We start from the raw sequence: 14,957 nt of genomic DNA on the forward strand, positions 1-14,957 counted from the left end.
ATTCCGAGCCGTGTCTGCACCTTCCAGTTCGTCCAGCAAGTACGCCTTCGTCGTCGCCTCGAACCGCCTCCCGGTGGACCGCGTCGTCGACCAGGACGGCAACGAGGGGTGGCGGCACTCGCCCGGTGGCCTCGTCACCGCGCTCGAGCCGGTGATGCGCGCGAACGACGGAGCGTGGGTCGGCTGGGTCGGCCAGCCCGAGGTCGAGGTCGCTCCGTTCGACAACGAGGGCATCCACATCGTGCCGGTCCCGCTCTCCGACGACGACGTCGAGGAGTACTACGAGGGCTTCAGCAACGACACCCTCTGGCCGCTCTACCACGACGTCATCGAGCACCCGAGCTACCACCGCGACTGGTGGAACGCGTACAAGCGCGTGAACGAGCGCTTCGCGGAGCAGATCGCCGAGATCGTCGAGCAGGACGGCATCGTCTGGGTACAGGACTACCAGCTGCAGCTCGTGCCGGCGCTCCTCCGTGCCAAGCGCCCCGACGTCACGATCGGCTTCTTCAACCACATCCCGTTCCCGCCGGTGGGCATCTACGCCCAGCTGCCGTGGCGGGCGCAGATCCTCGACGGCCTGCTCGGCGCCGACGTCATCGGCTTCCAGCGGCACGACGACGCGAGCGACTTCCTCCGCGCGGTCCGGCACATCAAGGGCTACACGACGAAGGGGTCGACGATCGACGTCCCCGTCGACGACCCGGCGGCACCGCGGAGCCGCAAGGGCATCACGGTCCGCCACGTCGAGGCCAGGCACTTCCCGATCTCGATCGACGCCGAGAGCTTCGAGGCGATCGCCCGCCGCCCCGAGGTGCAGGAGCGCGCGCGGGAGATCCGCGAGAGCCTCGGCAACCCGAAGACGGTCCTGCTCGGCGTGGACCGGCTCGACTACACCAAGGGCATCCGGCACCGCATCAAGGCGTTCGGCGAGCTCGTCGAGGACGGCCGCATCAAGGTCGAGGACGCCGCGCTCATCCAGGTCGCGAGCCCGAGCCGCGAGCGCGTCGACACGTACGCGGCACTCCGTGACGAGATCGAGCTCAGCGTGGGTCGCATCAACGGCGACCTCGGGGTCATCGGTCACCAGCCGATCTCGTACCTGCACCACGGCTACCCGCGCGAGGAGATGGTCGCGCTCTACCTGGCGGCGGACATCATGCTCGTCACGGCACTGCGCGACGGCATGAACCTCGTCGCGAAGGAGTACGTCGCGGCCCGCTTCGACACCGACGGCGTCCTGATCCTCTCCGAGTTCGCCGGTGCCGCCGACGAGCTGAAGCAGGCCCTCATCGTGAACCCGCACGACATCGGTGCGTTGAAGGACAGCATCGAGCGCGCCATCGAGATGCCGCGTCGCGAGCGTTCGACGCGCATGCGTGCGCTCCGGAAGCGCGTCCGCGACAACGACGTGGCGCGCTGGTCGCGCTCGTTCCTCGAGGCGCTCGACCGGCACGCGCCGCGGAACGCCCAGCTCGACCCGTCCGCCACGGACCCGGCGGACCGGCACCGCGAGGCGCAGACCGACAACATGTCGATCTTCGACCAGGACGCCCAGTCCGCACGTGCTGCCGAGGACACCCGGGAGGCCCGTGATGCGTGAGACCACCACCGACGAGACCGCCATCAGCGCGGCCCTCGAGACGCTCGCGGCTGCGCCGCGACTGATCGTCGCCCTCGACTTCGACGGCACGTTGGCGCCCTTCGCCGACGACCCGTCGCAGGTCGGCGCACTGCCGGGGTCGTGGGCCGCGGTCCTCACCCTGCACCGCGCGAAGGACACCGAGGTGGTGCTCGTGTCCGGTCGCCCGCTCGGCAGCCTCGCGTCGGTGACGCACGCGCCGGAGGACATGGCGCTGGTGGGCTCGCACGGCGTGGAGTGGCGCGTCGACGGCCACGACGAGGCGACGCTCACCGAGGACGAGCTCCGACGGGTCGCCCGGATCGGGGCAGCCCTCGACGAGGTCGGCGAGCGGTACCCGGGCGTCGTCATCGAGCACAAGCCGGCCGGCCACGGGGTGCACACCCGACGCGTCTCGGCCGAGGTCGCGGCACAGGCGAACGCCGACGCCAGCCGGGCCGCGCACGACGCCGACCCCGACGTGCTCGAGCGCGGCGGCAAGGACATCGTCGAGTTCGCGGTGCGCCACGTCACCAAGGGCGACGCGATCGCTCGGCTCCGCGAGCTGCACGGCGCGGACGCGGTGTTCTTCGCCGGCGACGACGTCACCGACGAGGACGCCTTCCGCGTGCTCGGTGACGGCGACGTCGGCGTGAAGATCGGTCCGGGGGAGACCCGTGCCGGGTACCGCATCGCGGACCCGGCGGCGCTCACCGGGGTCCTGAAGCAGCTCGCCAGGGCACGCGCGACGCGCTGACCAAGGTGATCCGCGCCTCCCGACCGACACGCGTAACCATGCGAACGCATGAAGGTGCGCGACTGGTATCCCAATCCGTCCTAGACTCGCTCCATGCCTGATATCGACGTCAAGCCGCGCAGCCGGGTCGTCACCGACGGGATCGAAGCAACCACCTCGCGTGGCATGCTGCGGGCCGTCGGTATGGGAGACGAGGACTGGAGCAAGCCGCAGATCGGCATCGCGTCCTCGTGGAACGAGATCACGCCCTGCAACCTGTCGCTCGACCGCCTCGCGCAGGGTGCGAAGGAAGGCGTCCACTCCGGTGGCGGCTACCCGCTCCAGTTCGGCACCATCTCCGTCTCGGACGGCATCTCGATGGGCCACGAGGGCATGCACTTCTCGCTCGTCTCGCGCGAGGTCATCGCCGACAGCGTCGAGACCGTCGTGAACGCCGAGCGCCTCGACGGCACCGTCCTGCTCGCCGGCTGCGACAAGTCCCTGCCGGGCATGCTGATGGCCGCCGCGCGACTCGACCTGGCGAGCGTCTTCCTCTACGCGGGCTCGGTCATGCCGGGCTACGTGAAGCAGGCCGACGGCACGATGAAGGAAGTCACGATCATCGACTCGTTCGAGGGCGTCGGCGCCTGCAAGGCCGGCACCATGAGCGAGGAAGAGCTCAAGAAGATCGAGTGCGCCATCGTCCCGGGCGAGGGCGCCTGCGGTGGCATGTACACGGCCAACACCATGGCGAGCGTGGCCGAGGCCCTCGGCATGTCGCTGCCGGGCTCCGCCGCCCCGCCGAGTGCCGACCGTCGCCGCGACTACTACGCGCACCGCTCCGGCGAGGCCGTCGTGAACATGCTCGAGCACGGCATCACGGCGCGCCAGATCCTGACGAAGGAAGCCTTCGAGAACGCGATCGCCGTCGCGATGGCCCTCGGTGGCTCGACGAACGTCATCCTGCACCTGCTCGCCATCGCCTACGAGGCCGAGGTCGAGCTCTCGCTGGACGACTTCAACCGCATCGGTTCGAAGGTCCCGCACCTCGCCGACATGAAGCCCTTCGGCAAGTACGTCATGGTCGACGTGGACCGCAACGGCGGCATCCCGGTGATCATGAAGGCACTGCTCGACGCCGGCCTGCTGCACGGCGACTGCCTCACCGTGACGGGCAAGACCGTCGCCGAGAACCTGGCCGAGATCGACCCGCCGGCACTCGACGGCGAGGTCTTCCGCACGCTCGACAACCCGATCCACGAGACCGGTGGCCTGACGGTCCTGCAGGGCACCTTCGCGCCAGAGGGCGCCGTCGTGAAGACCGCCGGCTTCGACGCCGAGGTGTTCGAGGGCCCCGCCCGGGTGTTCGACCGCGAGCGCGCCGCGATGGACGCCCTCACGGAGGGCAAGATCCAGAAGGGCGACGTCGTCGTCATCCGCTACGAGGGTCCGAAGGGCGGCCCCGGCATGCGCGAGATGCTCGCCATCACCGCGGCCATCAAGGGCGCGGGCCTCGGCAAGGATGTACTACTCTTGACCGACGGACGATTCTCAGGCGGCACAACCGGCCTGTGCATCGGCCACATCGCACCGGAGGCAGTGGACGCAGGTCCAGTTGCCTTCGTGCGCGATGGCGACCGCATCCGTGTCGACATCGCGGCTCGCTCGCTCGACCTACTGGTCGACCCGACCGAGCTGGAGGCCCGCCGAGACGGCTGGGCCCCGCTGCCCCCGCGCTACACCCGCGGAGTCCTCGCGAAGTACGCCAAGCTCGTGAAGTCCGCTGCCCAGGGCGCGGTCACGGGCTAGCGTCCGACACACGCCATCGCCACCTCTCCAGGCAAGGACCACCTCATGCCCACGGAAGCAACACCGCTGTCCGCGGCCGCCGGTGCACGCCGGTCGCCGGAGATCCTGACCGGCTCGGGAGCCGTCCTCCGGACGCTCGAGCACCTCGGGATCACCGACGTCTTCGGCCTGCCGGGCGGTGCCATCATCCCGTTCTACGACGAGCTGATGGCCTCCACCACGATCCGCCATATCCTCGTCCGTCACGAGCAGGGCGCCGGCCACGCCGCCGAGGGCTACGCCTCGGCGTCCGGCAAGGTCGGCGTCGCCATCGCGACGTCGGGCCCCGGTGCCACGAACCTCGTCACGGCCATCGCCGACGCCTACATGGACTCGGTGCCGTTCATCGCGATCACCGGCCAGGTGTTCTCGACGCTGATGGGCACCGACGCGTTCCAGGAAGCCGACATCGTCGGCATCACGATGCCGATCACGAAGCACTCGTTCCTCGTGACCGACCCGGCCGACGTGCCGGCGACCCTCGCCGCGGCGCACCTCATCGCGACGACCGGTCGACCCGGCCCCGTGCTGGTGGACATCACGAAGGACGCCCAGCAGAAGTCGGCTCCGTACGTCTGGCCGCCCAAGATCGACCTGCCCGGCTACCGTCCGGTCACCAAGGCGCACGGCAAGCAGATCACCGCGGCCGCGCAGCTCCTGGCCGAGGCCGAGCGTCCGGTGCTCTACGTCGGCGGTGGCGTCATCCGCTCCCGCGCGACCGCCGAGCTGCTCCGCTTCGCCGAGGCGACCGGTGCGCCGGTCGTGACGACGCTGATGGCACGAGGGGCGTTCCCCGACTCGCACCCGCAGCACCTCGGCATGCCCGGCATGCACGGCACCGTCCCGGCGGTGCTCGGCCTGCAGGACAGTGACCTCATCATCGCGCTCGGCGCCCGGTTCGACGACCGCGTGACCGGCAAGGCCGACGAGTTCGCACCCGACGCCAAGGTCGTGCACGTCGACATCGACCCCGCCGAGATCTCGAAGATCCGGTTCGCCGACGTCCCGATCGTGGGCGATGCCCGCGAGGTCCTGACCGACCTCCTCGATGCGTGGGGCGGGATCCCCGTCGACAGCCGTGCGTCGACCGCCGAGTGGTGGGCGAAGCTCGAGCAGCTCAAGGTCGACTTCCCGCTCGGCTACGCGGAACCGACCGACGGGCTCCTCGCCCCGCAGGCGATCATCAAGCGCATCGGCGAGCTCTCCGGCCCCGAGGCGGTCTACGCCTCCGGCGTCGGCCAGCACCAGATGTGGTCGGCGCAGTTCATCAAGTACGAGCGACCGAACGCCTGGCTGAACTCCGGTGGTGCCGGCACGATGGGCTACTCCGTCCCGGCCGCCATGGGCGCGAAGGTCGCCCAGCCGGACCGCGTGGTCTGGGCGATCGACGGCGACGGCTGCTTCCAGATGACGAACCAGGAGCTCGCGACCTGCGTCATCAACGACATCCCGATCAAGGTCGCGATCATCAACAACTCGTCGCTCGGGATGGTGCGGCAGTGGCAGACGCTGTTCTACGACGGCCGCCACTCCTTCACCGACCTCGAGACCGGCCACGAGTCGCGCCGAGTGCCGGACTTCGTGAAGCTCGCCGACGCGTACGGTGCCCTCGGCATCCGCGTCGAGAAGGCCGAGGACGTCGACGCCGCGATCGAGCTCGCCCTCGCGACGAACGACCGACCCGTGGTCATCGACTTCGTCGTGAGCCGTGACTCGATGGTCTGGCCGATGGTGCCGCAGGGAGTCAGCAACTCGTCCATCGAGTACGCCCAGGCCCTCGCCCCGACCTGGGACGACGAGGACGCCGACATGACGGGGGAAACCGCATGAGCCACGTCCTCTCCCTCCTCGTCGAGGACAAGCCGGGTCTGCTGACCCGCGTCGCCGGGCTGTTCGCCCGACGCGGGTTCAACATCGAGTCCCTCGCCGTCGGCAACACCGAGGTCGACGGCCTCAGCCGGATCACGGTCGTCGTCGACGTCGAGGACCTCCCGTTGGAACAGGTGACGAAGCAGCTCAACAAGCTGGTCAACGTCATCAAGATCGTCGAGCTGGACTTCTCGCAGTCCGTCCAGCGCGAGCACATGCTCGTGAAGGTCCGCGTCGACAACCAGACGCGCTCGGCGGTGCTCGAAGCAGTGAACCTGTTCCGTGCCCAGGTCGTCGACGTGGCGACCGACTCGCTCATCGTCGAGGTGACCGGTGACCCCGGCAAGATCCAGGCGATCCTCCGCGTGCTCGAGCCCTACGGCATCAAGGAGCTCGCCCGTGCGGGACTCCTCGGCATGGGCCGCGGACCGAAGAGCATCACCGACCGGGTGCGCTGAGCACCTGACGGACCCCCGGGTGGCCGACGTGCGGTCAGCCGCCCCCACAGACCACAGAACCAAGGAGACACACCCTCGTGACTGACATCGTGTACGACGCCGACGCCGACCTGACGCTCATCCAGGGCAAGAAGGTCGCCGTCATCGGCTACGGCTCGCAGGGCCACGCCCACGCCCTCAACCTCCGTGACTCGGGTGTCGAGGTCAAGATCGGCCTCAAGGAGGGCTCGAAGAGCCGCCAGAAGGCCGAAGAGGCCGGTTTCGAGGTCCTCACCCCGGCCGACGTCACCGCCTGGGCCGACGTCGTCGTCATCCTCGCGCCGGACCAGGTCCAGCGCATCGTCTACGCCGACGACATCCGTCCGAACCTCAAGCCGGGCGCGACGCTCGTCTTCGGCCACGGCTTCAACATCCGCTTCGGCTACATCGAGGCGCCGGAGGGCGTCGACGTGTCGCTCGTCGCTCCGAAGGGCCCGGGTCACACTGTCCGTCGCGAGTACGAGGCCGGCCGTGGCGTCCCCGTGATCGTCGCCGTCGAGGTCGACGCGTCGGGTTCCGCCTGGGACCTCGCGTGGTCGTACTCGAAGGCCATCGGTGGTCTGCGCTCCGGCGGCATCAAGACGACCTTCACCGAGGAGACCGAGACCGACCTGTTCGGCGAGCAGGCCGTCCTCTGCGGTGGCACCTCGCAGCTCATCCAGTACGGCTTCGAGACCCTCGTCGAGGCGGGCTACCAGCCGCAGATCGCCTACTTCGAGGTCCTGCACGAGCTCAAGCTCATCGTCGACCTCATCTGGGAGGGTGGCCTCACCAAGCAGCGCTGGTCGATCTCCGACACGGCCGAGTTCGGTGACTACGTCTCCGGCCCGCGCGTGATCTCGCCGGACGTCAAGGAGAACATGAAGGCGGTGCTCGCGGACATCCAGAACGGTGCCTTCGCGAAGCGCTTCATCGACGACCAGGACGCCGGCGCTCCCGAGTTCAAGGCGCTCCGTGCCAAGGGCGAGGGTCACCCGATCGAGGCCACCGGTCGCGAGCTCCGCGCGCTCTTCGCGTGGAAGCAGAACGACGGCGACTACGTGGACGGCTCCGCAGCGCGGTAGTCTTCCGACACCACTCGATGACGAGGCGGCGGTGCAGCCCTTGCACCGCCGCCTCGCGACGTGACCCGAACGTTATGCAACAGCACTTCTCCAGCCCCGACGCCGTGGACCGGCGTCCCGTCGGCGTGCGCCCGATCGTTGAACGACAGTCGTCGTCCGCGTCGCGCCACCGCGGTCAGGGGCGGACCGAACAGCATGGGATGATCTCCGGATGGCGGTGACGAAGCGAGCGGTCCACATCGGCGCCGGCAAGATCGGGCGTGGGTTCGTGGGCCAGTTCCTCGTGGCGAGCGGCTACGAGCTCACCTTCGTCGACGTCGACGAACGCGTGGTCTCCGCCCTCAACGAAGCCGGGCGCTTCGTGGTGCACGAGGTCGGCGAGATGCCGGTCGAGCACCTCGTCTACGGCTTCCGGGCACTGAGCAGCAAGACCGACCGCGAGCGCGTCATCCAGGCGATCGCCGAGGCCGACGTCGTGACCACCGCCGTCGGGGCCCGGACGCTCCCGCTCGTCGCGCCGATCATCGCCGAAGGGCTCGCGGCTCGTCCGCTCGAGCGCGGCGACGTCACGATCGTGGCGTGCGAGAACGCGTTCAACGCCACCGACTCCCTGCACGCGAGCATCCGCCGCGCCCCCATCCTCGAGGACCGCGACATCGCCGCCGTCTTCGCGAACTGCGCGATCGACCGCATCGTCCCCGACCAGTCCGGTGTCCTCGGGCAGTCGGGCGGCCTCGACGTCGTGCTCGAGCCCTTCTACGAGTGGGTCATCGAGCGCACCCCGTTCCTCGGCTCGGACGCCGAACCGCCGACGATCGACGGCGTCACGTGGGTCGACGACCTGCAGCCGTTCGTGGAACGCAAGCTCTACACGGTGAACACCGCCCACGCGACAGCCGCGTACCACGGGTACGTCCGGGGCATCCGGCTGATCCGCGAAGCCCTCGAGGACCAGGCCGTCCGCGCCGAGGTCGACGGCGTCCTCGCCGAGACCACCGCGCTCCTCGTCGCGAAGCACGGCTTCGACCCGGAGGAACACGCCAGGTACGTCGCCGCGAACCTCTCCCGCATCGCGAACCCGCACCTGCCGGACACGACGGTCCGCGTCGGTCGGAACCCGCTCCGGAAGCTCGGCCGCCGCGAGCGCTTCGTCGGCCCAGCGGCCCAGCTCGCCGAGCGCGGTCTGCCGGTGGAGCACCTGCTCGGCGCGGTCCGCGTCGCGCTCGCCTTCGACGACGAGAACGATCCCGAGTCGATCGAGCTGCACGCACTCCTGCGCTCCGGCGCGACGGCGCACGCGCTCACCGAGATCCTCACCGGTCTGATGGAGAGCCACCCGCTGTTCCCGGCGGTGCGTGAGGTCGTCGCTGAGGTGCTCGCAGCCCAGCCCGCCGACGTCTGACGACCGGCCCCGTCGGCCGACGACGTCCGAGCGGACGCGTCACAGGGGACGCATGGTCTCGCCGTCGCCTCGTCCCTCGTAGGATCGAGGCATGACCACGGCAGCATCCCCACCCGACGGGTCGGTCGACCCGGACGTGACGAACGCCGTCGACCACGACGACGAGGCGCTGCGCTGGGACGACGCGGACGATGCCACGCACGTCGACGCGGCGCACAACCCGGTCGCCGTCAAGGACCGCGGAGCCCGTGACCCGGAAGCGCCGGAGACCTCCGGTGCGCTCGTCGGGTTCGGCGTGTTCGGTGGCCTCTACCTGCTCTACACGGTCGCCTGGCTGCTCACGGCGTCCACCTCGTACGTCTCCGGCGTCGACACCGTCCTCACGCTCTTCGTCGAGGTCCTCCGGTTCCTGGCGATCGTCGCGCCGGCGCTCTGGTTCACGGTCGTGCTCTGGGCCGGCCGCGGTAGCCGGACGCGCTCGCGCCTGCTCTGGATGCTCCTCGGTGCCGTCGTGCTGTTCCCGTGGCCGTTCCTCCTGACCCGGAGCTTCGGGTGACGGGCGCGACGCCGGCCGTCCGCCGGGTCCCCGCGACCCTCGTGGGTCGGATCGCCGTCTGGGTCGTCTTCGGCGCGCTGTTCGCGTACATGACGGTGCAGGCCGTCGGCAACCTGTCGCAGGTCGCGCAGCGGGTGGACGCGTTCAACGCGTTCCTCGAGACGACCTCGGGCGGCGCGTCGCTCCGGAGCAGCACCCCGTGGGTGTGGCTCGTCCTCGACATCCTGATCGCGCCCGTCGCGTTCGTCGCGGCGATCGTGATCACGCGTCGCTCGCGGCTGACTGTGACGATCGGCGTCTTCCTGGTCGCCTTCGCGGCGGCGGGTGCGCTGTGGCTGGACCTGCAGCTGTTCGTCCCCACGCTGCTCGATTTCTGACGCACCGACAGTCGGCCTGGAGGCCCGTGGCGGCGTCGCCACGGGCCTCCAGTCCGTCCTGTGGTCACCCACAGGACCGCCGGTGCGGTCGTAACCGGGCGCGCACGTCGATAGCATGGTGGGATACCACCCGTCTCGTGTGAGGAAACAGCAGCTGTGTCGAAGCCGGTCGTCCTGATCGCCGAAGAACTCTCGCCCGCCACGGTCGACGCCCTCGGGCCCGACTTCGAGATCCGGAACGTGGACGGGACCGACCGCCCCGCGCTCCTGTCGGCACTCGCCGACGCGGATGCCGTGCTGGTGCGTTCCGCCACCAAGGTCGACGCCGAGGCGATCGCCGCGGCCCCGAACCTCAAGGTCGTCGCCCGCGCGGGCGTCGGTCTGGACAACGTCGACATCAAGGCGGCGACGACCGCCGGCGTCATGGTGGTGAACGCGCCGACGTCGAACATCATCTCCGCCGCCGAGCTCACCGTCGGGCACATCCTGTCGCTCGCGCGCCACATCCCGGCCGCGCACGCCTCGCTGGCCGCCGGCGCCTGGAAGCGCTCGTCGTACACGGGTGTCGAGCTCTACGAGAAGACCGTCGGCATCATCGGCCTCGGCCGGATCGGCGCGCTCATCACGCAGCGTCTGCAGGCGTTCGGCGTCCAGGTCATCGCGTACGACCCGTACGTCACGACGGCCCGCGCCCAGCAGCTCGGGGTGGAGCTCGTCTCCCTCGAGGACCTGCTGAAGCGCTCGGACTTCATCACCATCCACATGCCCCGCACGCCGGAGACGCTCGGCATGATCTCGGACGACCAGTTCGCGCTCATGAAGCCGACCGCGTTCGTCGTGAACGTCGCCCGCGGCGGTCTGATCGACGAGGACGCCCTGCACCGAGCGCTGACGTCGAACACCATCGCCGGCGCCGGCCTCGACGTGTTCGTGTCGGAGCCCCCGAAGGACTCGCCGCTCGTCGCGCTGCCGAACGTCGTCGTCACGCCGCACCTCGGCGCCTCGACCGACGAGGCCCAGGAGAAAGCGGGCGTCTCGGTCGCCAAGTCGGTGCGTCTCGCGCTCGGCGGCGAACTGGTGCCGGACGCGGTGAACGTCGCCGGTGGCGTCATCGACCCGTACGTCCGCCCGGGTATCCCGCTCGTCGAGAAGCTCGGTCAGGTCTTCACGGCCCTCGCCACCTCGCCGGTGACCAGCATCGACGTCGAGGTCCACGGCGAGCTCGCCGGGTACGACGTCAGCGTCCTGAAGCTCGCAGCGCTCAAGGGCGTGTTCACCGACGTCGTGAGCGACCAGGTCTCCTACGTCAACGCACCGCTCATCGCGGAGCAGCGCGGGGTCACGGTCCGGCTCATCACCGAGACCGACAGCCCCGAGTACCGCAACGTGCTCACGATCCGCGGCGCCCAGTCCGACGGCCCGGCGATCAGTGTCTCCGGCACGCTCACCGGCCCGAAGCAGGTCGAGAAGCTCGTCGAGATCAACGGCCACGACGTCGAGGTCCCGCTCGACCAGCACCACGTCGTGATGGAGTACACGGACCGCCCGGGCATCGTCGCGGTCTACGGCAAGGAGTTCGGCGAGGCCGGCATCAACATCGCGGCCATGCAGATCTCGCGCGAGGCCGCCGGCGGCCAGGCGCTCAGCGTCCTGACGGTCGACTCGCCGGTCCCGGCGGAGATCCTCGAGCACGTCCGCTCGGCGATCGACGCGTCCTCGCTCCGCGAGATCGACATCACGCTCTAGGGGGAACGCATGACCACGACGCTCAAGCTCGCGGTGATCCGCGGCGACGGCATCGGACCCGAGGTGGTCGACGAGGCCCTCAAGGTCCTGCACGCCGTGACCCCGGACGACCTCGTGATCGAGGAGACCCCGTTCGCGCTCGGGGCCACCCGGTTCCTCGAGACCGGCGACATCCTCACCGAGGACGACCTGACCGCCGTCGCGTCGCACGACGCGATCCTGCTCGGCGCTGTCGGCGGCGACCCGCGCGACCCGCGGCTCGCCGGCGGGATCATCGAGCGTGGGTTGCTGCTGAAGCTCCGGTTCGCGTTCGACCACTACGTCAACCTGCGCCCGACGAAGGTCTACGACGCCGTCGGCACGCCGCTGGCCGACCCGGGCGCCGTCGACTTCGTGGTCGTGCGCGAGGGGACCGAGGGACCGTACGTCGGCAACGGCGGTGCGATCCGCGTCGGCACCCCGCACGAGATCGCGACCGAGGTCTCGCTGAACACCGCGTACGGCGTCGAGCGGGTCGTCCGGTACGCCTTCGACCTGGCCGACCGACGCCCGCGGAAGCACCTGACGCTGGTGCACAAGAGCAACGTCCTCGTGCACGCCGGAGCACTCTGGCAGCGCACGGTGGCGGCGGTCGCGGCGGAGTACCCGGAGGTCACCGTCGACTACCAGCACGTCGACGCGGTCACCATCCACATGGTGAAGGACCCTGCTAGGTTCGACGTCATCGTCACCGACAACCTCTTCGGCGACATCATCACCGACCTGGCCGGCGCGATCAGCGGCGGCATCGGTCTGGCGGCCTCGGGCAACATCAACCCGGACGGCACCTTCCCCAGCATGTTCGAGCCGGTCCACGGCTCCGCGCCGGACATCGCGGGTCAGCAGAAGGCCGATCCCACGGCCGCCATCCTCTCCGTCGCACTGCTGCTCGACCACATCGGTCGCAGTGACCTCGCGACGGCGGTGACGCGGGCCGTCGAGGCAGACCTGGCTGACCGGGGCACCACCGAGCGTCGCACCGCCGAGGTCGGCGACGCCATCGCCGCCGCGGCCACGGCACGCATCACCACCGCCTGAGAAGGAGTCCCTCCCCATGAGCACCGACACCGCCTTCGGACTCGAGTTCGCCACCACCCCCTCCGCCGACCGTCGTGCCGCCGCCGAACGCGAGGGGATCCTCGCCGACCCGGGCTTCGGCAAGCACTTCACGGACCACATGGCGACCGTCGAGTGGACGCTCGACGACGGATGGCACAGCGCGTCGATCCACCCGTACGGACCGCTCACGCTCGACCCGAGTGCGAGCGTCCTGCACTACGCGCAGGAGATCTTCGAGGGACTCAAGGCGTACCGGCACGCGGACGGCTCGGTGTGGTCGTTCCGGCCCGACGCGAACGCACGACGGTTCCAGCGGTCCGCCCGACGGCTGGCGCTGCCCGAACTGCCGATCGAGGCGTTCGTGGAGTCGATCCGGCAGCTCGTGCAGACCGACGTCGACTGGGTGCCCTCGGCGCCCGAGACGAGCCTGTACCTCCGGCCGTTCATGATCGCGACCGAGTCGTTCCTGGGGGTCCGTGCGGCGCAGGAGGTCGCGTACCACTGCATCGCGAGCCCGGCGGGTGCGTACTTCACCTCCGGTCCGAAGCCGGTGTCGATCTGGCTGTCGACGCAGTACGCCCGTGCCGGCAAGGGCGGGACCGGTGCGGCGAAGACCGGCGGGAACTACGCGTCGTCGCTGCTGCCCCAGCAGGAGGCCTACGAGCACGGCTGCCAGCAGGTCATGTTCCTCGACTCGGTCGAGGGCAAGTACCTCGAGGAGCTCGGCGGCATGAACGTCGTCCTCGTCAAGGCCGACGGCACGCTCGTGACGCCCGACTCGGACTCGATCCTGGAGGGCATCACGCGCGACTCGATCCTGCAGCTCGCCGAGGACCGCGGGCTGACGGTCGAGAAGCGCCGGGTGACCCTGGACGAGTGGCGCGACGGTGTGGCGGACGGCTCGATCACCGAGGCCTTCGCGTGCGGCACGGCCGCCGTCGTGACCCCGATCGCGGAACTCCGCGGCGAGGGCTTCACGATCGGCTCGCCGACCGAGGGCGCCGGCGAACTGACGATGTCCCTGCGCGACGAGCTCACCGACATCCAGTACGGCCGCCGTCCCGACCCGCACGGGTGGATGACGAAGCTGACCGACGCGTCCTGATCGACGGTCGGGCGTGGGTAGGGTCGAACGGTGAAGATCGCACGGTTCAGCAGCAAGGGTGAAGACCCCCGGTACGGCATCCTCGACGAGCGCGCCCTGGTGGTGCTCGCGGGAGACCCGATGTACCAGGGGTTCGAGACCACGGGGGAGCGTGTCGCACTCGCCGACGCCAAGCTCCTCGCCCCCGTCATCCCGCGGTCGAAGGTCATCGGGGTGGGGCTCAACTACTCCGAGCACGCGTCCGAGATGGACGAGCGTGCCGGCGACGACCCGGTGGTGTTCCTCAAGCCGAACACCTCGGTGATCGGACCCGACGAACCGATCCGTCTGCCGGCGGGCATCGGGCGGGTGGACCACGAGGGCGAGCTCGCCATCGTGATCGGCTCACTCGCGAAGAACGTCCGTCGCGAGGACTTCGCCAGCGTCATCCTCGGGTACACGATCGCGAACGACGTGACCGCCCGTGACCTGCAGGCACGCGACGGCCAGTGGACCCGGTCCAAGGGCTTCGACACGTTCTGCCCGCTCGGCCCCGTCATCGAGACCGAGATCGACCCGTCGGACATCCGGATCGAGACCCGCGTGGACGGCGACCTGCGCCAGGCGGGCTCGACCGAGGAGATGGTGCACGACATCCCGTCGCTCATCGAGTTCGTGTCGTCGATCTGGACCCTGCTGCCCGGCGACGTCATCCTGACCGGCACCCCGGCCGGTGTCGGCGAGATCCGCGACGGCGAGGTCGTCGAGGTCACGATCTCCGGCATCGGTTCGTTGAAGAACCCCGTCATCGCCCGCCACTGAGGCGGTCACCGACACCGACGGCCCGTTCCCCACGAGGGGAGCGGGCCGTTCCTCGTTGCCGGCCCGATCCGCGCCGTTCCGTGCGACACGCCCGGGTGGGGCCACGGTTGGCGGGGCCCCGGGGGCGTGTGTAGAGTAATCACTCGTTGCCACGGCGGCGGAGAACGGAACGGCCGAGACGGTCACTGGGTTGAACACCTGGGGATCTTGTCCGCCACGGTTCTTCCCCGGGCAGCG

Annotated in this window: 13 protein-coding genes; all 13 read left to right on the forward strand. The window is 69.8% G+C overall.

Features of this window, described 5'->3' with window-relative positions; all coding sequences use genetic code 11:
- Positions 1–10 precede the first annotated feature (10 nt).
- The 13 genes from otsA to EDF19_RS14260 all read left to right on the forward strand — a co-directional run bounded on the left by otsA (position 11) and on the right by EDF19_RS14260 (position 14,720).
- The gene (gene otsA / locus EDF19_RS14200) at positions 11–1,603 is read left to right on the forward strand and encodes an alpha,alpha-trehalose-phosphate synthase (UDP-forming) (protein WP_123681513.1); all 1,593 of its coding nucleotides are present in this window, start codon (positions 11–13) and stop codon (positions 1,601–1,603) included.
- The gene (gene otsB / locus EDF19_RS14205) at positions 1,596–2,378 is read left to right on the forward strand and encodes a trehalose-phosphatase (protein ID WP_123681514.1); all 783 of its coding nucleotides are present in this window, start codon (positions 1,596–1,598) and stop codon (positions 2,376–2,378) included. The genes otsA and otsB overlap by 8 nt, the downstream gene beginning before the upstream one ends.
- Before the next feature lie 93 nt (positions 2,379–2,471).
- Positions 2,472–4,166: a dihydroxy-acid dehydratase gene (ilvD, locus tag EDF19_RS14210; RefSeq protein WP_123292267.1), complete on the forward strand. Its 1,695-nt coding sequence runs from the start codon at positions 2,472–2,474 to the stop codon at positions 4,164–4,166.
- A 45-nt stretch (positions 4,167–4,211) separates the two neighbouring features.
- A complete protein-coding gene (locus EDF19_RS14215; protein WP_123681515.1) occupies positions 4,212–6,035 on the forward strand; it encodes an acetolactate synthase large subunit in 1,824 nt (607 codons plus the stop codon).
- Positions 6,032–6,532, forward strand: a complete 501-nt coding sequence (ilvN, locus tag EDF19_RS14220; protein WP_123681516.1) for an acetolactate synthase small subunit — start codon at positions 6,032–6,034, stop codon at positions 6,530–6,532. The genes EDF19_RS14215 and ilvN overlap by 4 nt, the downstream gene beginning before the upstream one ends.
- A gap of 77 nt (positions 6,533–6,609) precedes the next feature.
- Complete coding sequence (ilvC, locus tag EDF19_RS14225; protein WP_111085939.1) at positions 6,610–7,635, forward strand: ketol-acid reductoisomerase; 1,026 nt, start codon at positions 6,610–6,612, stop codon at positions 7,633–7,635.
- Positions 7,636–7,846: 211 nt separating this feature from the next.
- Entirely contained in the window at positions 7,847–9,037 is a 1,191-nt protein-coding gene (locus EDF19_RS14230; protein WP_123681517.1) for a mannitol-1-phosphate 5-dehydrogenase, read from the forward strand.
- Positions 9,038–9,128: 91 nt separating this feature from the next.
- Positions 9,129–9,593 carry a hypothetical protein gene (locus tag EDF19_RS14235; RefSeq protein WP_123681518.1) on the forward strand — a complete coding sequence of 155 codons (465 nt, stop codon included), beginning with the start codon at positions 9,129–9,131 and terminating at the stop codon, positions 9,591–9,593.
- Positions 9,590–9,970: a hypothetical protein gene (locus EDF19_RS14240; RefSeq protein WP_123681519.1), complete on the forward strand. Its 381-nt coding sequence runs from the start codon at positions 9,590–9,592 to the stop codon at positions 9,968–9,970. The genes EDF19_RS14235 and EDF19_RS14240 overlap by 4 nt, the downstream gene beginning before the upstream one ends.
- A gap of 156 nt (positions 9,971–10,126) precedes the next feature.
- Complete coding sequence (gene serA, locus EDF19_RS14245; protein WP_123681520.1) at positions 10,127–11,716, forward strand: phosphoglycerate dehydrogenase; 1,590 nt, start codon at positions 10,127–10,129, stop codon at positions 11,714–11,716.
- Between the two features lie 9 nt (positions 11,717–11,725).
- The gene (locus EDF19_RS14250) at positions 11,726–12,793 is read left to right on the forward strand and encodes a 3-isopropylmalate dehydrogenase (RefSeq protein WP_123681521.1); all 1,068 of its coding nucleotides are present in this window, start codon (positions 11,726–11,728) and stop codon (positions 12,791–12,793) included.
- A gap of 16 nt (positions 12,794–12,809) precedes the next feature.
- Positions 12,810–13,919 (forward strand): branched-chain amino acid aminotransferase, encoded by a 1,110-nt coding sequence (locus EDF19_RS14255; RefSeq protein ID WP_123681522.1) that lies wholly within the window; start codon positions 12,810–12,812, stop codon positions 13,917–13,919.
- A gap of 30 nt (positions 13,920–13,949) precedes the next feature.
- Positions 13,950–14,720 (forward strand): fumarylacetoacetate hydrolase family protein, encoded by a 771-nt coding sequence (locus EDF19_RS14260; RefSeq protein WP_123681523.1) that lies wholly within the window; start codon positions 13,950–13,952, stop codon positions 14,718–14,720.
- Positions 14,721–14,957 lie beyond the last annotated feature (237 nt).

Origin of the sequence: Curtobacterium sp. PhB115 (genome assembly GCF_003752025.1) — a bacterium.
GTDB lineage: Bacteria > Actinomycetota > Actinomycetes > Actinomycetales > Microbacteriaceae > Curtobacterium.